Source organism: Helicobacter sp. NHP22-001, assembly GCF_030270165.1.
GTDB lineage: Bacteria > Campylobacterota > Campylobacteria > Campylobacterales > Helicobacteraceae > Helicobacter > Helicobacter gastrofelis.
Map to the genome: position 1 here is coordinate 1 of NZ_BSWS01000015.1, position 17,989 is coordinate 17,989.

Genomic DNA, 17,989 nt, shown 5'->3' on the forward strand with positions numbered 1-17,989 from the left:
AATGGCTATGTTTTTAAGTTTGTCAAGACCTACAACCTTGTAGGTAAACCCAAGACTTTAACCGTTAAAAGAGATAATCTAGGCGATTATTTCTTGTGCTTGGTGTGTGAAGTGGCGGATACTCCCAAGCCCGCAGGCGGTAATAGTGTGGAGCTTGACTTTGGGTCAAAAACCTTTCTCACATGCTCTAATGGCACACAAATCCCATCGCCTTTATTTTTCTCTAAAGTCTTGCCTTCGATAAAATCTTGCTCTAAATCTCTATCTAAAAAGAAAAGGGGTAGCCATAGACGCTTAAAAGCCAAGATTAGGCTAGCCAAGCTACACAGAAAAATCAAAAATCTTAAAGCTGATTTTTTCTATAAACTCGCCAATAGTCTTGCTAGACAATACGCCACAATTTTCATTGAAGACTTGAATATAAAGGCTATGGCTAGACTTTGGGGGCGTAAAATTAATGATTTAGGCTTTGGTGAATTTGTGGCTATCTTGGAGAGAAAAACCCAAGTGGTTAAGATAGGTTTCATCAAAAGCGATGCTTTTGTTCCTAGCTCTAAGACCTGCTCTATCTGTGGGGCACTCAAAGAGGATTTAAGCCTAAAAGATAAGGTTTTTCATTGCCCCTCTTGTGGGCTTTCCTTGGATGGAGATTTAAATACAAGCATCAATATACACAGAGAACGGGCTCACTCTTGGAGGAGAGGCTGTAAGACATGCCTACATGCAAGCCTTGATGATCCCAGAATCCCCTAGTTTGGCTATGGGGGTATGTCAATAGGCTTTCAAGGGTTTAACCCCATTCCAAAACCTGTAAATCTCATTCTCGCCTCTTTTAAGGCTACGTAGATGAATGTTTTAACAAAAAGAATCGCCACTACACACATGTAAAACGTTCGTGCACAATCCCTTAAAACGCTCAAAATCACTATTCACAATTTTTTTATTATCTCAAAAATCTATTTTTTGACAAAATTTGAAATTTTTCGTTTAAATGTGGCGTTTCGTGGTGGACTTCGCCCAGCGTTGGCGTTCGGGCGACCAAAACGATAAATTTGCCACCACACGCCAACCGTTTGTCGTAAGTGCGAAGCACCGCCAAACCACATGCACGCACGCCTTGTAAGTGTATCACACATTCACGAACCCCATAAGATAGGGATGTCCCCAAATCATTAAGTAGGTCTCCCCTGATTTTTCCTCAGGAAACTCCATTTTGAGGATTTTACTTAATAACTTACTTGCAACTTCTCTCAATGATGAGAAAAATTAGAGGGATTTTTGGAGTTGAAATAGGGGTTTTTGAGAAGTTTTGAAAGGGCTTAAAATCTTAAAGAAAAGTGATATTAAGAGTAATTTAAGAAACAATACTAAACAACGAGAAACAAGGTAAAATGATGATTGAATTAAAGAAGTGTGGATCGCTTTAATGACACCGATCTGCAGACTCTTGAATTTTTTGCAAACATATGACTTTGTGTAGTGAGTGACTTTAAAGAAAACGATCAATAGATGTCCATGACATCTCATTGCAAATGCTATTGGTTTATTGATCCGTGAAACAAACGAGCAAGATTTCATACAACAAAATTATCTGCATTGTGTAGTGCAGTTTTTAACTGCGCTATGAATTATTATTTGTTAAGCATGGTGTTATGTGTAGTTTACACAGCCAAAAGCCGCTATGGACTTCTAACACCACACAGAGCAAGCATTGAAAGAAACTAGCTGGAGAGTTTAGGACATCCTCCAAGCAAAATCCACAGCGATTAGACTCCTAGGCTCTTCCTATGCCGCTCTCTTATATTTTTTCGCAAACACTTATACAAAACTGTGCCTAAACCCAAAAATGGGTCTAGGACACAGAAAGTATTTTTGGCGCACTTGTCTAAAATGGTCTGCATAAATTGGGGAGAGAACTAGCCATTCCAAAAACCCCTAGTCTTTGGCTAACTAAGCCCTTTATGCACTTTTTGCTGTAAAATACCCCTTTCATTCAAGTGTAAGGATGGCTTTTGGATTTACAAGCACGGCGTTGGCAAGCGTTTAAGGCAAACAAACGGGCGTTTTGGGCGTTGGTGGTGTTTGTGGTGTTGTTTGTGCTCTCTTTGGGAGCGGAGCTTTGGGTGAATGACAAGCCCCTTTTCATCTATAAGGATCATAAGGCTTACTACCCCATTTTCAAAGACTACCCCGAAACCGCCTTTGGGGGGGATTTTTACACCAGCGCAGACTACACTGATCCTTATGTCAAAAACCACCTACTCAAAAACGCCTTTGTGCTTTGGCCCTTAATCCCCTACTCTTACGACACCATTATTATGGACTTAAAACAGCCCGCCCCCACCCCGCCAAGCCTAAAGCACCTACTAGGCACAGACGACCAAGCCCGCGATGTGTTGGCTCGCCTTGTTTATGGCTACCGCATTTCGATTTTATTCGGGCTGATTTTAAGTGTCTTTAGTGTGGGGCTAGGCGTGGCGATTGGGGCACTTCAGGGCTATTATGGGGGGCTCATAGACCTACTAGGGCAACGCTTCATAGAGATTTGGAGTGCGATCCCCATGCTCTTTTTGCTCATCATCCTCTCTAACATGTTTAGCCCGAATTTTTGGTGGCTCTTGGGGCTTGTGTTGGCGTTTTCGTGGATGGGGCTAGCACAAGTGGTGCGGACAGAGTTTTTAAGGGGACGCAACATGGACTATGTCAAGGCTTCTTATGCGTTGGGGGTGGGGGATATGCGGGTGATCTTTTACCACATTTTGCCTAACGCTTTAGTCGCCACAATCACTTACTTACCCTTTGTCATGGCGGGCAGTATCGGCACTTTGGTAAGCCTTGACTTTCTAGGCTTTGGCATGCCTGTTGGCAGTGCCAGCCTAGGCGAACTCTTAAATCAAGGCAAGAACAACCTTTACGCCCCACATTTAGCCTTAGTGGGCTTTTTTGCCACCGCCTTACTGCTTTCTATCTTAGTCTTTATCGGGGAGGGGGTAAGAGATGCCTTCAGTGGAGCAAAATAACCCCCTACTACGGCTTGAAAAATTAAACGCCCGTGTGGGGGCGAATTTCTTACTCAAAGACTTAGATTTGGTGGTGGGCGTGGGGCAAAGGGTGGCGTTAGTGGGCGAGAGTGGGAGTGGTAAAAGCTCATTAGCCAGTTTGATTTTACGCTTAAGCACACATATTCAGCCCATTAGCGGGCGCATTGTCTTTAAGGGGCAGGATTTATTGCACTTAAGCCCAAAGGCACTGCGTGCTCTAAGGGGGCAACACATCGGCTACATCGCCCAAGAGCCCCTAAGTGCGCTAAACCCCCTACATAAAATCCAAAAGCAAATCCTAGAGGCTTTATATCTGCACGCCAAGCCCAGCAAGCAAGAGGCGCACGAACGTCTAGAGGCGGTCATGGCACAAGTGGGGCTGTCTATGGACTTGTGCCAACGATACCCCTATGAGCTCAGTGGTGGGCAAAACCAAAGGGTCGCCCTAGCCATGGCTTTAATCAACCGCCCCAAACTTTTAATCTGCGATGAGCCCACCACCGCCCTAGACGCACAGGTGCAACTGCAGATTTTAGAATTGCTAAAAGCTTTAAGCGTGCAAGAGCAAATGGCGCTCTTATTCATCAGCCACGATTTGGGGGCGGTGGGCTTACTCGCCGACTCGGTCTATGTCCTGCAACAAGGGCAAATTTGCGAGCACAACGCCACCAAAGAGCTTTTTAACGCCCCCAAGCACCCCTACACGCAAATGCTCTTAGGGGCTAGAAAGCTTGAAAAAAAGCGCACCAAAGCCCTAGGTCAGCCGACTTTAAGCGTGCAAGATTTTGGCGTGTTTTACACGAGAAACCAATTCTTTAAAAAAGACATTTTTGAGGCGATTAGGGGGGTTAATTTTAACTTACGGCAACAAGAGACGCTAGGGATCATTGGGCAGAGCGGAAGCGGAAAGAGCTCTTTAGCTCTAGGTTTGTTGAAACTTGCCCAAAGCACGGGTGCGCAGGTTTTAATGGGGCAGAGTGTGGGGGGGTTACAACGCCAAAGCTTTAAACCTTATCGCAAGTCCTTACAAATGGTGTTTCAAAACCCCTATGCGTCTTTAAACCCACGCTGGAGCGTGCAAGAGATTTTATTAGAGGCGTTTGTGGGGGCAGGGCTTAAGGTGGATATAAGGAAAGCACAAGAAAGTTTAGAGGCAGTGGGGCTAGAGGCAAAGTATTTAAACGCCTACCCTTTTGAGCTGAGCGGTGGGCAGCGCCAAAGGGTGGCGATTGCAAGGGCGATACTCACCCGCCCGCAGGTGGTGATCATGGACGAGCCCACTTCGGCGTTAGACAAGAGCCTACAAAAGGTGGTCTTGGCTCTGCTTTTGGAGTTGCAAGAGAAGTTGCAATTAAGCTATCTCTTCATCAGCCACGATTTAGATGTCATTGAGTGCATGTGCGACTCGGTGCTGGTGGTGCATAAGGGTGCGGTGGTGGAGAGTGGGGCGGTAGCTGAGGTCTTTACAAACCCTAAACACCCCTACACTAAAGAGCTTTTAGACACGAGGTTATAGGGCTTAAGTGGGGGGCTTGGGGGTTATTTTGATGTTTTTTGCAGAGAGTCTATTTGTTGCAATAAATCTTGTACTTCTTGGCTGTAAAGTTCTTGACTATGGATTTTTTCTAGCATTTTAAAACCCGCTTCAATAATGGCAAAAAGCTCCGGTTTAGTGTAACGCCAACGCTGTAGGGTGCGTGTGGTGATTTTAAGAATCCTCGCCTTATCTCTTTGTGTGTATTTAAAAGAAGATGCCACGACTCGTCCGTAATGATATTATTTATGAAAATGTATTGACTATTGACTTTAATCCAAACAGCGAAATATAGTCGCTTTTTTATATAAAATTAAGAAATAATTTCGTATAGTGGAACTTCAAATTCAAAGGAGTTAAAATGCATCTTTCGGTCTCTGAGTTGGATTTAGAACCCATTGTCGTCAAAATCATGGACAAAGAAGAGGGGTTGGGCTGGGATTTAGAGTACGCCAAAATGATTGGCGAAGAGTATAAGCGTTTTCTCACCCTTTGTTTAGAAAACAAAGATCAGGCCATCGTGCCCCCCAAAGCTGTCGATGAATTTTGGCACTACCATATCCTAGACACAAGAAAATATGCCAAAGATTGCCAAGAAGTGTTTGGCTACTTTTTGCACCACTTCCCTTATTTTGGCATGCGTGGCAGTCAAGACGCGCAAAATCTCCAAAACTCTTGGAAAGCCACTTGCGAAAAATACATTGCCCGTTTTGGTGCGCCTTCCGCGTTCGTGCAAGAAAATGTTTGGCGCGCTACGGGTAGATGCCCTAATTGCGGTCGTCAAGGGGATGAGGGCGTGTTTAGCGAGACGCGCCCCACACTCAAAGAAGCCATTTAATTTTTTATGGAGGGGGTTTCACACAAATTTTTATGCCCTATGTTGAGGTTCTGTCGTCATGTCTTGTGTTGTAGAGCAAGTTCTATTTTAGCCACTTGGGGCGGCTTGCTTGACTTCTTAAAAATTTCGTGCTAAAATTGCAACTTTTATGCGGGAATAGCTCAGTGGTAGAGCACGACCTTGCCAAGGTCGGGGCCGCGGGTTCGATCCCCGTTTCCCGCTCCATAATTTTAAAATAAACACCAAAGGGACTCTCTGATGTTGCGCTTTGCTAAGCTTTCAAGTGTGTGTGTGTGGGCGTTTTAATTAGCGGCTGTGCTTCACCTCTTCCTATGGGAGGTTTGGTTACCAGCGTAAAGCTTCCAGTTTCCGGGAATGATGTGCGATACTCCAAAGAAGGGCATGCTAGCTGTGTGAGTATTCTCAGTATTTTTGCCGTTGGTGATTGTTCTGTAGGGAGGGCAGCTAGAAATGGTGGTGTCGTTAAGATCAAGATGGTGGATCGCAAAGCGTTTAATTTCTTGGGTCTTTTTGGTAAATATACAACAATCGTTCAGGGAGATTAGAAAACTAATCTTAAGCTAGCCTAGGCTAGTCTCTAACAAAATCAACCTAGGCTCTTAAGCCTAGGCTTTAGCCCAGGTGGTGGAATAGGTAGACACAAGGGACTTAAAATCCCTCGGTAGCAATACCGTGCCGGTTCAAGTCCGGCTTTGGGCACCAGCGGCGACGTAGCCAAGTGGTAAGGCATGGGTCTGCAAAACCTTGATTCCCCGGTTCAAATCCGGGCGTCGCCTCCAAACTTGTTTTTGCTTAACTTCTCTACACAAACGGGAGATGGCTGAGTGGTTGAAAGCGGCGGTCTTGAAAACCGTTGAGGGTAAAACCTCCGGGGGTTCGAATCCCTCTCTCCCGGCCACTCTTACCGATAGGATTTCATGGGTCATTCTGTTTATAGTCTAGCCGTCCCCCTTTGTGTCATTTTTATGGTCATTTTCACCAAGCGCGTTGCCCTTTCGCTCTTTAGCGGGATTGTTCTAGGTGGGCTTTTAATCACCGATGGGCGTTTAGGCTCACTTGTTACCTACATTTATTCTAAAATCAGTGCTGTCTTTTACACGCAAAGCCTTAGCGGATTTAGCCCAAACCTTAGCAGCCTCTGCGTCTTTGGTTTTTTAATCACCCTAGGGGTGCTAAGCCAAGTGATTGCCAGCTCAGGGGCGATCAATTCCTTCGTGCATTGGGCGAAAAACTATGTCAAAAGTGCTAGGCAGGCTGAGGGCGTGGCACTCTTTGCTGGGTTGGTGATTTTCATTGACGATTACTTTAATGCCCTCATTGTGGGGCAAATCAGCCGCTCTTTAAGCGATATGCATAAGTCTAGCCGCGAGAGATTAGCCTATATCATCGACTCCACCTCTGCGCCCGTGTGCCTTCTTATGCCCATTTCTAGCTGGGGGGCGTATATCGTGGGGGTCATGCAAAATGAAGGCTCGCCCTTGCTGAAAGATAGCTTTGCCCTACTCTTAGCCAGCATAGGGAGCAATTATTACGCGTGGTTTGCCTTGTTTGCGGTGTTCTTAGCCATTGTATGGCAAATCAATTTACCCGCCATGCAAAAATACCAAAATGTAGGCGTGCAGGACTTGCAAATGCCCGCTAAAGAGGGACAAAGTGCGCCCGTATCCTTACTCATCACCAGCATTGTGAGCTTGATTGTCAGCATCACGGCTTTAATGTTTTACACGGGCTACACCCACAGCCAAAGCAAGGCGATTTTAGACATTTTAAAGCACATCGACAGCGCATTTTCTCTCTTTGTGGGAGGCTTGTTTTCTTTAGGGTTGTGTGGGCTTTTAGCCCGCCCCTACTTGCCTAAACACTCTTTCTTAGGGTTATGCAAGAAGGGTTTTTACAGCATGGCGGGCGCGATTTGGGTCTTGGTTTTAGCGTGGGCGATCGGTCCTATGATTAGAGATGACTTGCAAACGGGGGTGTATTTAGCCAGCCTCTTGCAACATTTTGAAGGGGTGTTTTTACTCATCCCCTTGTTGCTCTTTTTGATCTCGGGCTTCATCGCCTTTACCACCGGCACGAGTTGGGGGGCGTTTGCGATCATGCTACCCATTGGGGCGGGGATGGTGAGCGTGGTCGGGGGGGACATTGTCTTGGTGCTTTCTGCGATCTTATCCGGGGCAGTCTATGGCGATCACGCCTCGCCCATCTCAGACACCACGATTTTATCGGCTACGGGGGCGGGCTGCAGCGTGCAAAGCCACTTTTTAACCCAGCTACCCTACGCCACACTCACCGCCTTTTGCGCCATGCTTGCCTTTTTGGTGGCAAGCATTACGCTCTCTAAAGCCATAGGCTTTCTTTTTGGGCTCGCCTTGCTTGCGGGTCTGTTTTACTTCTTAAAAACCTTGTTTAAATAATGTTTACTGATGTATTTTTCTTGTGTAACTTCTATCCTGACCTAAAGAAAGGCCATAGCCTAAGCATGTAAACCACCCACCCACTAAAGACAAGTGGGCTTCCTGTTTAAAAAAGCGTTCGGTCGCAGTGCATTTTAGCAACACTTCTAAAGTATAAAAAGTTCGTGCAAAATACCAAAAACACCACTAAATGTTTCTTAGCACCACATCTGTTACACATGAACACATTTTACATTCTAAGGGGCAAACTTAAGCCCATTAATATTTGGATTGCTGTATCATTAAGCCCTCATCTTAAGATTAGGGGATTTCATGCTAGAGTCTCACGATACGCTCTTTCACAACATATCCAACCGCTTAGAAAGTTTAATGCCCTTGAGCGCCCACAACGCCGACAAAAACATCCATGAAGAGATGGAAAAAAACGGCATTGAGCGGCGCGACTTCATCAAATGGGCGGGGGCGATGACCGCCACTTTCGCCCTGCCTGCCAGCTTCACGCCCCTAACGGCTAAAGCCGTGGAGGTGGCCAACCGCTTGCCCGTAATTTGGCTACACATGGCCGAATGTACGGGCTGCAGCGAGAGCCTCCTTAGGAGCGAAGACCCCAGCATTGACAGTGTGATCTTTGATTACATCAATTTGGAATACCACGAAACGATCATGGTTGCCAGCGGACACCAGGCGGATTTGAGTCTAGAACAAGCCATTGAAAAGCATAAGGGCAATTATGTTTTGATGGTGGAGGGGGGGATTCCTAAGGGCACAGAATACTTTTTAACGATGGGTGCACAGGCACGCACGGGGGCCCAGGAGTGTATCCATGCGGCCAAGCACGCTAAAGCGATCTTTGCCATTGGAACATGCTCTAGCTTTGGAGGGGTGCAAGCGGCTTACCCCAACCCCTCAAATGCGCAGTCTTTAGACAAAATCATTTCTCAGCCCATCGTCAATGTCCCCGGCTGCCCGCCTAGTGAAAAAAACATCGTGGGCAACATCATTTACTTCATCATGTTTGGCACGCTCCCACGCTTAGACGCTTACAACCGCCCCACTTGGGCCTATGGACACCGTGTGCACGACCTTTGTGAAAGACGGGGGCATTTTGACGCAGGCGAGTTCGTGCAGCACTTTGGGGATGAAAACGCCAAAAACGGTTTTTGTCTGTATAAAGTGGGCTGCAAGGGCCCCTACACCTTCAACAACTGCTCAAAACTACGCTTCAACTCCCACACTTCTTGGCCTATCCAAGCCGGGCATGGCTGCATTGGTTGCTCTGAGCCCAACTTTTGGGACACCATGAGCCCCTTTGAAGAACCCATTTCTAACCGCTTGATTGTGCCCGTTACGACTGCTTTTGGAGGAGCGGGGGCGGACAAGGTCGCCGACACTGTGGGTGTGGTGGCGCTTAGCGCAAGTGCGATTGGCATCGCTGCGCACGCTTTGATCTCAGGGCTTAATAAAGACAAGGACGCTTAATGGCTAAGAAAATCATTGTAGACCCGATCACGCGCATTGAGGGGCATTTACGCATTGAGGTGGTGGTGGATGACAACAATGTCATCACGGACGCTTTTTCCTCCTCCACACTCTTTAGGGGGCTAGAAACCATTATCAAACACCGCGACCCAAGAGATGCGGGTTTCATCGCGCAACGCATTTGCGGGGTGTGCACCTATTCACACTACAAGGCGGGCATCAGTGCTGTAGAAAATGCTTTGGGCATCACACCCCCCCTAAATGCCCAACTCGTGCGCTCTTTAATGAACATTGCGCTCTTGTTGCACGATCATGTGGTGCACTTTTACACCCTGCACGGGCTGGATTGGTGCGACCTACTAAGTGCGCTTAAAGCCGACCCAAAGAAGGCGAGCCAAATCGCCTTTCATTACAGCGAATACCCGCTAGGCACAGGGGCAGATGAGCTTAAAGAGGTGCAAAAACGGGTGGGCGATTTTGCCAAACAAGGCGCGCTAGGGCCCTTTAACAATGGCTACTATGGGCACAAGACCTACCACTTAAGCTCTGAGCAAAATTTAATCGTGCTCTCCCATTATTTAAAATTGCTGGCCATCCAACGAGAGGCTGCCAAAATGACCGCCATTTTTGGGGCAAAGCAGCCCCACCCCCAGAGCTTAACCGTGGGCGGGATCACTTCTGTAATGGATGTGTTAGACCCCACGAGGCTAGCCGAGTGGAAAAGCAAATTTGAAACCGTAAGAGACTTTGTCAATCGGGCTTATTACGCTGACATTGTCATGGCAGCAAGCCAGTTTAACAAAGAGGACAGCGTGTTGCACGGTTGTGGGCTTAAAAACTTCATTGCCTATGAAGAGATCTTGCTTAGCCGGGGCAAGCACCTACTAAGCTCGGGAATTGTGCTGGGTGGCGATTTAAACACCCTACATCCCATCAATGAGGACTTGATCAAAGAAGAGGTGACTCACTCTTGGTATGAATACCACGACACCAAAGAGGTGCAGCTACACCCCTACGATGGGCAGACCAACCCGCACTACACGGGCTTTAAAGATGGCGAGAGTGTGGGTCTTAGTGGCAAATTAGAAAAAAGCAAGGTGCTAGACCCGCATAATAAATACTCGTGGATCAAATCCCCCCGCTACGATGGCATGCCTATGGAAGTAGGGCCACTAGCGTCCTTAGCCGTGGGGCTTGCCGCCAAAAACCCCTACACCACTAAAGTGGCGCACCAATTTTTAAAAGACACGGGACTGCCCATTGAGGCGATCTTTAGCACGCTGGGGCGCACGGCGGCGCGCTGTTTGGAGGCAAAAATCTTAGTGGATAATGGGTTGCAAACTTGGGATTCTCTAGTGGAAAATCTCAAATCCGATCAAAGCACTTGCGCCCCCTATGTGATCGACAAGAACAAGGAATACAAAGGGCGTTACATCGGGCAGGTGCCGCGGGGGATGTTAAGCCACTGGGTGCGGATCAAAAATGGCGTGGTGGAGAATTACCAAGCGGTGGTGCCCTCCACTTGGAACGCGGGGGCTAGAGATTCTAAGGGGCAAAAGGGACCCTATGAAATGAGCCTCATTGGCACAAAACTTGCCGACTTGACCCAGCCACTAGAAATCATCCGCACGATCCACTCGTTTGACCCTTGCATCGCCTGCTCGGTGCATGTGATGGATTGTAAGGGACAGGATTTTGGGGAGTTTAGGGTTGATCCTAGCTTTGCCCGTTTTGACAAGGGGGGACAACATGGATAGTTACCACAAAACACAAGAGTTTAGCGGACTGGTGCGCTTGTTCCACTGGATTCGGGCGTTGGCAATTTTTGCCTTAATGGGCACAGGCTTTTACATCGCCTACCCTTTCTTAGCCCCCCACTCGAGCGTGTATAAGCACATGGATTTGTTGCAAGCCTACATTAGAAGCACCCACACCATGCTAGGCTTTATCCTCATCGCTATTTGTCTTTTCCGCTTTTATTTGTTCTTTTTTGATCGTAAAAGCCGTGATGAGCGCGTGGCGGTGAAAAATGTCGGCAGTGTGGGGGCGTGGATTTCTCAGCTCAAGGTCTATTTTTGGCTAGGCAAGCCCCAACACACACAAGGGGTTTACAACCCCATGCAATTCATGGCCTACTTCACCCTTTGCGTCTTGCTGGTGCTTGTGATTTTAAGCGGCTTGGTGCTGTATTACAATGTTTACCACTTGGGGCTAGGTGGGGTGTTGGAGCCTTTGTTTAAGTGGTTTGAAGTGCTGTGCGGGGGGCTGTCTAATGTGCGCTACCTGCACCACTTGGCCACTTGGGGCATTTGTCTATTCATCCCCGTGCACATTTATATGGTTGTTTTCCACTCCATTAAATTCCCCGATGGCGGGGCGGATGTGATGGTGAGCGGCATCCGCTATGTGAAAGATTAGCCTGAAAATCTTAGTGCTTGGGATCGGCAACATTCTCCTTGGCGATGAGGGGGTGGGGGTGCATTTGTGTAACCAACTGCAACACAATTACACCTTTAGCGGACAGGACCTAGATTTTATGGATGGGGGCACGATGGCGCAGGCGTTGATCCCCTGGATTGTGGAATACGATCAAATTTTACTCTTAGATTGTGTGAGTGTGGCGGGGGCAGGCGTGGGCGAGGTGTTTTGCTTTGACTTTGAAAATATCCCCTCTAACATCACTTGGGCGGGCAGCGCACACGAAGTAGAAATGCTACAAACCTTGAAACTCACCGCCTTAATGGGCGACCTGCCCCCCACGACCATCATCGGGCTGATTCCCAAGATTGTTCCAGACAACACGACCTTTAACTTGAGCCCGGCCATGCTAGAAGGCGCACAGACCGCTAAGGCCAAAGCCCTAGAGATTTTGCAAGCGTGGGGCGTTACAGCCACGCCAAAACCCGCACCTTTAGATTTACAAGGAATCGCCAACAACTCTTATAGGATCGCTCTATGACAACCTTTGCGTTTAAATTTAAATCTACCGGCACAACCGAACTAGCCCCCTTGTTCATGGATTTTATGGCGCACCATGCGCACGCTCAGGGGCTGCCTTATGCCACGAGCAAAGAGGTCTTTTATCTAAAAGCTCCCCTTAAAAAGGCAGAGAACTTTGCCACAGAACTAAGCCAACGCCTGCCCCTAGCCTTTAGCTTTAGTTTTACGGGCATAGAAGTGGCTAAAGAGGCCTTGAAGTGGCAAGAGCAAGAAGTTGCCTGCCCGCCCATTGACATCAGCCATGCTAAGGATTTTTTAGACCCCACGCACAAGGACTTTTGCGCCCCCAAAGCCCACTTTAAGAGCCTAAGCTATCATAACCAAGAGCTGACAACCCCCGCAAAGGTGCAAGAAGCCATGCAAAAGGCGGTGCAGGCCCTGCAAGTGGGGGAGCTCGTGGTGCAAACTTCTAGGGGGGTTATCGCCCTTTCGCCCAAGCCACAAAATAATTCCAGCGTGCTGTTCATGGATTTAGCCAGCGTGTTGTCGGTAACAAGGCTAGAGCCTAAGAGCGCGCAGGTGCTGTGTGTCTATGAAAAGCCCACTATCTGCACTGCGCTTAAAGAGGTCTTTGTTAAAGAATTTGGGCGTTTAGAAATAGATGCCCTCTTGCCCTATGATTTAGGGCTAGCCTTGTTAGCGCATTTTGCCCTAGAAAAGGGTTTATCCTATCTCTTTTTAAGCAAAGCCCCCCAAAGCATCCCCACTTTTACCTATGTGTGTAAAGCTCCAAGCACGCCAGAGCAGACCTACAGCGTGGCGCAAAATGGCCTCATGCTCGCTCACAAGCGCACCCCCGCCAAGGACACCCTAGACTTTATCCAACAAGAAGCTCCCAAGAGCCCGCATTTACTCATTTATTTAAACTTTGAGCGCCCTAGCTGCTTTTGGGTGTATCAAGAGGGCTACAAGCAGCTTTTAAGCGTGGAGCAAGAAACCCACCCACAAGCCCTACTCGCACAGCTGCAAAGCAATGCCAAGGGGCGTAAACTTTACGCCAACTACAAGCAAGCCTTCCCTAATCTGTGCGCAAGCTTAGAGCAAGCCCCCATTACACCACCAAGCAGTAATCTTTTAGACTTTTTGGCCGGGCTCTTGCAGGTTTTGGGCTTTAGCCAGACCCACAACACGCATGCCATTTTTGAGCTAGCCACAAGCTTTTTACGCAACAAGGGCCCACGGGTGGATTTTAAACTCACCAAAGAACCCTTAAGCCTAAACCCCTCCCCCACGCTTAAAAGCGCGGTGAGCTACACGCTAGGGGGCACAGACGCACCCACCATGTGCTTTGGGATTTTAGATTCCCTAGCCGAGTTCTTGGGCAATGTCATTTACGATGCGCACACCAAGTTTAGTTGTAACCAAGTGTATCTATGTGGCGAGGTGTTTTTACAAAAGGTCTTTTTAGATTTGTGTTTGCAGTATTTCCCCAAAGAATGCCCGGCCCTTTTCCCCACAAACGCCATGGATTACACGTGTTAACGCCCAGTAGCCGCATTTTTGTCGCCGGGCATCGGGGGCTAGTGGGGCGCGCCAAGGATTGATATCGTCAACGGGGATCTAGGCACATTGAATTGCCTGAAACTGAACGCTACAAACAGCCCAGATGATGTTAAAGATCGCATCGATCCCCACCACATGGACAGTATGTCCACTTTTATCGTTTTATCGTTGTCAAGGTCAAACACACTCGGTTAGCCGCTGTAGTATTAGCAAAATTGCTGTGTCTATAGTCAAAAATCCATAGTAGCGCAGGCTAAACATTCTAAGATATTCAACTAAATATGGACCAATATGATCTAGTTACACCAATAACATGGTTTATCGCCCTATGCTTCATCTGGCCATTAACACCGAAAGTCCACACCGCCTTACATGACCTAGGACACACTTGATTTACTACCCTAGCTGCGGACTTACACCAGTCCACAAGCCCGGCTATGCTAAAACTTGGTTTAATACACACTTTGAGATTTTCTATCAGTATTAAAGAACACACTAAGGGAATTTTGCTAGCATGGAGGGTTAGGATTTAGTCACCAAAGGAGTGCGCATGCTGTTTGGGATCATTGGGGTGGGGGGTTTCATTGCGCCCAAGCACCTGAAGGCTATCTATGAAACCGGGCATATCTTAGATTGCGCCACGGATGTCCACGACAGCGTAGGGGTTTTGGATCGATACTACTTAGACTGTGAGTTTTTCACAAGCCTAGAAGACCTGCACCAATACTTACAGGACTGCAAAGTTGCAGGGAAGTTTTTGGACTTTATGGTGATTTGCACACCCAATTATTTGCACTTTGAACACATCGAATTTGCCCTAAACCATGGAATCAATGTTATTTGTGAAAAGCCTTTAGTGCTAGACCCTAGCGAGCTTGATGAAATCCGTAATTTGGAAACAAAATACAATAAACGGGTGTTCAACATCATGCAGCTACGCCTACACCCTAATGTCATTGACCTTAAAAAAAGTGTCCAAGCCACACTTGTAGACGATCCGGATAAAATCTACAACATCTCTTTGACTTATTTGATCTTGCGGGGCAAATGGTATTTTAACTCATGGAAGGGCGATGAGGAGCGCAGCGGTGGGCTAGCTTTAAACCTTTGTATCCATTTCTTAGACATTTTATTAGACATTTTTGGGGAGGTTGTGGATTTTGCGGTGCATGTGCACGAACACGATTGCATCGGTGGGGTTTTGAATTTGAAGCACGCCCATGTATCGTGGTTTCTCTCCATTAATCCGGCAAAATTAGGCTTGCACCGCGACAACTCTTATCGGGCTTTGGTGCTAGAGGGGCAAGAGATCAGTTTTGGCCATGGGTTAGAGAAGGAGAATTTGTATATTAAAAGTTACCAAGAAATCATCAGCGGAAATGGACTAGGATTGGAGGATGTCCGCCCCGCCTTAGAGTTAGCTGATGACATCAGACATGCGAACTTAGCAAACTCAGATGAAGAGTGCCACCCGCTTTGCCATAAAGCCGCTTGTAACCACCACAACTAAAGGATGAATATGCAAATTGACGACACACTTTTAGAAAAGCTCGCTACGCTTTCTATGCTAGAGATTGCCCCCGGTGACTATGAAAGTCTTAGAGGGCACTTAAAAGAAGTGTTGGACTTCGTGGATAGCTTAAACGAAATGGACTTAGGGGGTGTGCAATTTACAAATAACCAACAAGCCCCCCTAAGAGAAGATAAAGTCATACATAACCCTCAAATCCCTGAGGATTTATTAAAATGTGCTCCAAAGACACAGGATGGCTATTTTATTGTGCCTAAAATCATAGAAGCCTAGGGGTGTTTTTTCAACACGGCGTAACTTGCCACGATTTTGTCGTGGTAGTATATTTTTATGTCTGCCCGCCTATCTTGTCGGATTAAATACAAATCCCCCCCAAAGTTAATGCCATAAAATTTGAGTCTAAGTGCCATTTTAGGTGATAGAGTGTTGATAGTGTTTATTCCCCGCTCTTTAAGTGCGTTGGCTAGTTCTTTAGCGACATAGTGGGTGCGCACAAACTGGTTATATCCCCCCCACAAAAACACGCTTTCAAGCAAAAGTGTACCAAAAACCAAACTATAGCGGATGCGGTAGTGGTTGCGGAAAACGGGCAAATGCAAACGGATGCTAGAGAGAGCCCTTTGCAATAAAATAGGCATGCCAAGCGCACCGTAGCTTAAAAACTCGGGGCTTGGCTCTTGGCGCAAAGAGATCAGCAGGGGTGCACAAAAGCCCACTGCCCCCACAAGCCCCACCAAACACTCCTGCTTATGATCTTTCACCACTTGGGCGTATAAGGTGTAGGGGTAATAGATACATAAAAAGGGGGAGTAGAGGACCAGCATTAAAAACAGCGTGTTTAAGAAAAAGCCTTGCGGAGCACCAATGATGGGCGCAAAGGTGTAGAGATTTACAACAAGGGTTAGACATAAATAAAACCCAAAGACCCATTGTTTATATTTTAGGGCGTGGAGCAATAGTCCAATAAGGAGCACCGCACAACTCGCATCTAAAAATGCCGCCAAGCCAGCCAAGAAATAAATCAAGCATGTGCGGTAAAAAAACAAGCACAAAAAAGAGAGTGTGAGCAATAAACTCACCTTGTCTAGCAAGATCGCCCCTAGTTGGATGCCCGGCAAAAGTGCGAAGGTAAGTGCTACCAATAGGGGGTCATAGGGTTTTTGGACGCACACTTTTAGGCTCAAAAGATACACTAATGCAATATTACAGCCGTGCAAGAGCAGTCCAGGCAGGCGCAAGGCCAAATCTCTAGGTAGGCTAGAGTTCTCTACAAAATAATGCAACGCTCTCAGTAGAATGCTGTCTAAGAAAAAATGAGGTGTGCTAAAATACAGCGAGGCTTCTTTGTAGCCCACGGAGATTTCTAAACTTTTATACACCCCCAAACTTAGGCTAAGAATCACGAGCAACACCAAACCCAAATGGTAGAGTGTTTTTGGAGTATTTTGGGGCAAATTACTCAAGGAGTTTAAAGAAACTTGGGATAAACATAAAAATCCTTAAAAAGTGTGAAACGCCCATTATACTCCATAAAAATAAACTATTTTTTATTTTTATGCCCTAGCGTGATCAACAGCCCCGCACCCACCACAAGCGCCATGCCAAGCCCTTCATAAACCCCTAGCCACGGATCGCCAAGCCACACCCCAAAGAGGGTTCCCCACAATAAACGGGTGTAATCTATAGGCGAAACTAGTCCAGCTGGGGCGCACATGTATGCCTTCGTTAAAAAATACTGCCCCAAAGTCCCACTAAAGCCCATGCCCATCAAAAGCCACAAATCCCAATGCCACCAAGCTCCATTAAAACGCATAGGGTGATAACCCGTAGCAAAGGGGGGGATATTTAAAAATAATCCAAATGCACCTATCACGCATAAAAAGAGCGAAAAGACAAAGATCACAAATCCGCTGTCATAGTAGGCTTTTAGTTTGCTTAAACTCGTATAAGCAATGGCTTTAAACAAGGCACTTAAAACCCCACACAGCACTAAGCCAAAAGTTAAACCACTCGTGTGCGGGTTAGCGATTAAAAGCACGCCCAAAAGCCCCAACACCCCCGCTAGAGCCAAACGCCAAGTCAAGGGTTCTTTAAACACCAACCACGCGATGAAAATCGCGTAAATGGGTGCACTCTGCCCAAAAGCCATCGCCGTGCCTAGGGGCATGGTGTAAATGTTGTAGCACAAAAGCACCATAGCCACCGCCCCCAAGCCCATGCGCCACGCTAGGATTTTACCCCCACCCTTTTTATATGCCCTAAATCTAAAGGGTTTGGCAAAGTAAAGCAAGCCCATAAAAACAATCATAAAAAAGGCGCGGTAAAAAACATTTTCAAGGGGGGAGTAATACTGGCTCGTGATTTTGACAAGAGCATTCATCAGCCCAAAGCTAAAAGCCCCCAAAGCCATGTAAAACAAGCCTTTTTTGATCTCCATAATGCCCCCTTAAATGAAAGGAGCATTATAGCATTAAACCCATGCCCTGCGCCACGCGATCGCTAGCGGCTTTAATTTTCTCTATCAAATCTCGGGTTTCATAGGAGAGTTCAGCGGTTTTTTCTGCTTCTTCCGTACCCGTGTTGATGTTGACCACAACTTGGGCGGTGATCTCTTTAATCGAGCTGATG

15 protein-coding genes, 4 tRNA genes and 1 pseudogene are annotated in these 17,989 nt (G+C 47.0%); 17 read left to right on the forward strand and 3 right to left on the reverse strand.

Annotation, left to right across the window (positions count from 1 at the left end):
- The 3 genes and pseudogenes from QSJ47_RS07470 to QSJ47_RS07480 all read left to right on the forward strand — a co-directional run.
- A pseudogene (locus QSJ47_RS07470) lies at positions 1-778 on the forward strand (RNA-guided endonuclease InsQ/TnpB family protein); the annotation flags it as partial.
- A 1,234-nt stretch (positions 779-2,012) separates the two neighbouring features.
- On the forward strand, positions 2,013-3,020 hold the full coding sequence (locus QSJ47_RS07475; RefSeq protein ID WP_221271033.1) for an ABC transporter permease: 1,008 nt from the start codon (positions 2,013-2,015) through the stop codon (positions 3,018-3,020).
- Positions 2,998-4,557 carry a dipeptide ABC transporter ATP-binding protein gene (locus QSJ47_RS07480; protein ID WP_221271034.1) on the forward strand — a complete coding sequence of 520 codons (1,560 nt, stop codon included), beginning with the start codon at positions 2,998-3,000 and terminating at the stop codon, positions 4,555-4,557. Before QSJ47_RS07475 ends, QSJ47_RS07480 begins: the two co-directional genes overlap by 23 nt.
- A gap of 23 nt (positions 4,558-4,580) precedes the next feature.
- On the opposite strand, the gene QSJ47_RS07485 is transcribed toward QSJ47_RS07480, so the two are convergent.
- The gene (locus QSJ47_RS07485) at positions 4,581-4,799 is read right to left on the reverse strand and encodes a hypothetical protein (RefSeq protein WP_104690612.1); all 219 of its coding nucleotides are present in this window, start codon (positions 4,797-4,799) and stop codon (positions 4,581-4,583) included.
- A 137-nt stretch (positions 4,800-4,936) separates the two neighbouring features.
- Here QSJ47_RS07485 and QSJ47_RS07490 point away from each other — a divergent pair, with 137 nt between their 5' ends.
- The 14 genes from QSJ47_RS07490 (at position 4,937) to gatC (ending at position 15,634) form a co-directional block, all read left to right on the forward strand.
- Complete coding sequence (locus tag QSJ47_RS07490; RefSeq protein ID WP_104690611.1) at positions 4,937-5,413, forward strand: glycine-rich domain-containing protein; 477 nt, start codon at positions 4,937-4,939, stop codon at positions 5,411-5,413.
- A 150-nt stretch (positions 5,414-5,563) separates the two neighbouring features.
- A tRNA-Gly gene (locus tag QSJ47_RS07495) sits at positions 5,564-5,638 on the forward strand.
- 107 nt (positions 5,639-5,745) lie between these two features.
- Positions 5,746-5,979 (forward strand): TRL-like family protein, encoded by a 234-nt coding sequence (locus QSJ47_RS07500; RefSeq protein WP_221272580.1) that lies wholly within the window; start codon positions 5,746-5,748, stop codon positions 5,977-5,979.
- Positions 5,980-6,049: 70 nt separating this feature from the next.
- A tRNA-Leu gene (locus tag QSJ47_RS07505) sits at positions 6,050-6,136 on the forward strand.
- A gap of 2 nt (positions 6,137-6,138) precedes the next feature.
- Positions 6,139-6,213 (forward strand) — tRNA-Cys (locus tag QSJ47_RS07510).
- Between the two features lie 31 nt (positions 6,214-6,244).
- A tRNA-Ser gene (locus QSJ47_RS07515) sits at positions 6,245-6,332 on the forward strand.
- A 19-nt stretch (positions 6,333-6,351) separates the two neighbouring features.
- A complete protein-coding gene (locus QSJ47_RS07520) occupies positions 6,352-7,848 on the forward strand; it encodes a Na+/H+ antiporter NhaC family protein (protein ID WP_221271035.1) in 1,497 nt (498 codons plus the stop codon).
- Positions 7,849-8,160: 312 nt separating this feature from the next.
- Positions 8,161-9,327, forward strand: coding sequence for a hydrogenase small subunit (locus tag QSJ47_RS07525; protein WP_285602954.1), 1,167 nt, complete (start codon positions 8,161-8,163; stop codon positions 9,325-9,327).
- A complete protein-coding gene (locus QSJ47_RS07530; RefSeq protein ID WP_285602955.1) occupies positions 9,327-11,084 on the forward strand; it encodes a nickel-dependent hydrogenase large subunit in 1,758 nt (585 codons plus the stop codon). Before QSJ47_RS07525 ends, QSJ47_RS07530 begins: the two co-directional genes overlap by 1 nt.
- The gene (gene cybH, locus QSJ47_RS07535; protein WP_285602956.1) at positions 11,077-11,745 is read left to right on the forward strand and encodes a Ni/Fe-hydrogenase, b-type cytochrome subunit; all 669 of its coding nucleotides are present in this window, start codon (positions 11,077-11,079) and stop codon (positions 11,743-11,745) included. The genes QSJ47_RS07530 and cybH overlap by 8 nt, the downstream gene beginning before the upstream one ends.
- Before the next feature lies 1 nt (position 11,746).
- Positions 11,747-12,286: a HyaD/HybD family hydrogenase maturation endopeptidase gene (locus QSJ47_RS07540; RefSeq protein ID WP_221272581.1), complete on the forward strand. Its 540-nt coding sequence runs from the start codon at positions 11,747-11,749 to the stop codon at positions 12,284-12,286.
- Positions 12,283-13,809 carry a Kae1-like domain-containing protein gene (locus QSJ47_RS07545; protein ID WP_285602957.1) on the forward strand — a complete coding sequence of 509 codons (1,527 nt, stop codon included), beginning with the start codon at positions 12,283-12,285 and terminating at the stop codon, positions 13,807-13,809. Before QSJ47_RS07540 ends, QSJ47_RS07545 begins: the two co-directional genes overlap by 4 nt.
- 571 nt (positions 13,810-14,380) lie before the next feature.
- Positions 14,381-15,340 carry a Gfo/Idh/MocA family protein gene (locus QSJ47_RS07550; RefSeq protein WP_285602958.1) on the forward strand — a complete coding sequence of 320 codons (960 nt, stop codon included), beginning with the start codon at positions 14,381-14,383 and terminating at the stop codon, positions 15,338-15,340.
- Between the two features lie 9 nt (positions 15,341-15,349).
- Positions 15,350-15,634, forward strand: coding sequence for an Asp-tRNA(Asn)/Glu-tRNA(Gln) amidotransferase subunit GatC (gene gatC, locus QSJ47_RS07555; RefSeq protein WP_285602959.1), 285 nt, complete (start codon positions 15,350-15,352; stop codon positions 15,632-15,634).
- On the opposite strand, the gene QSJ47_RS07560 is transcribed toward gatC, so the two are convergent.
- On the reverse strand, positions 15,631-16,773 hold the full coding sequence (locus QSJ47_RS07560) for a hypothetical protein (RefSeq protein ID WP_260321714.1): 1,143 nt from the start codon (positions 16,771-16,773) through the stop codon (positions 15,631-15,633). The two genes, gatC and QSJ47_RS07560, sit on opposite strands and share 4 nt — an antisense overlap.
- 128 nt (positions 16,774-16,901) lie before the next feature.
- Positions 16,902-17,798, reverse strand: coding sequence for a DMT family transporter (locus QSJ47_RS07565; RefSeq protein ID WP_221271043.1), 897 nt, complete (start codon positions 17,796-17,798; stop codon positions 16,902-16,904).
- Between the last annotated feature and the right edge of the window lie 191 nt (positions 17,799-17,989).

Bases quoted from the DNA above. Each gene is read 5' to 3' on its own strand.
- QSJ47_RS07480 (WP_221271034.1), top strand. From the start codon at position 2,998: ATGCCTTCAGTGGAGCAAAATAACCCCCTACTACGGCTTGAAAAATTA.
- QSJ47_RS07490 (WP_104690611.1), top strand. From the start codon at position 4,937: ATGCATCTTTCGGTCTCTGAGTTGGATTTAGAACCCATTGTCGTCAAA.
- QSJ47_RS07500 (WP_221272580.1), top strand. From the start codon at position 5,746: ATGGGAGGTTTGGTTACCAGCGTAAAGCTTCCAGTTTCCGGGAATGAT.
- QSJ47_RS07520 (WP_221271035.1), top strand. From the start codon at position 6,352: ATGGGTCATTCTGTTTATAGTCTAGCCGTCCCCCTTTGTGTCATTTTT.
- QSJ47_RS07525 (WP_285602954.1), top strand. From the start codon at position 8,161: ATGCTAGAGTCTCACGATACGCTCTTTCACAACATATCCAACCGCTTA.
- QSJ47_RS07530 (WP_285602955.1), top strand. From the start codon at position 9,327: ATGGCTAAGAAAATCATTGTAGACCCGATCACGCGCATTGAGGGGCAT.
- cybH (WP_285602956.1), top strand. From the start codon at position 11,077: ATGGATAGTTACCACAAAACACAAGAGTTTAGCGGACTGGTGCGCTTG.
- QSJ47_RS07545 (WP_285602957.1), top strand. From the start codon at position 12,283: ATGACAACCTTTGCGTTTAAATTTAAATCTACCGGCACAACCGAACTA.
- QSJ47_RS07550 (WP_285602958.1), top strand. From the start codon at position 14,381: ATGCTGTTTGGGATCATTGGGGTGGGGGGTTTCATTGCGCCCAAGCAC.
- gatC (WP_285602959.1), top strand. From the start codon at position 15,350: ATGCAAATTGACGACACACTTTTAGAAAAGCTCGCTACGCTTTCTATG.
- QSJ47_RS07565 (WP_221271043.1), bottom strand. From the start codon at position 17,798: ATGGAGATCAAAAAAGGCTTGTTTTACATGGCTTTGGGGGCTTTTAGC.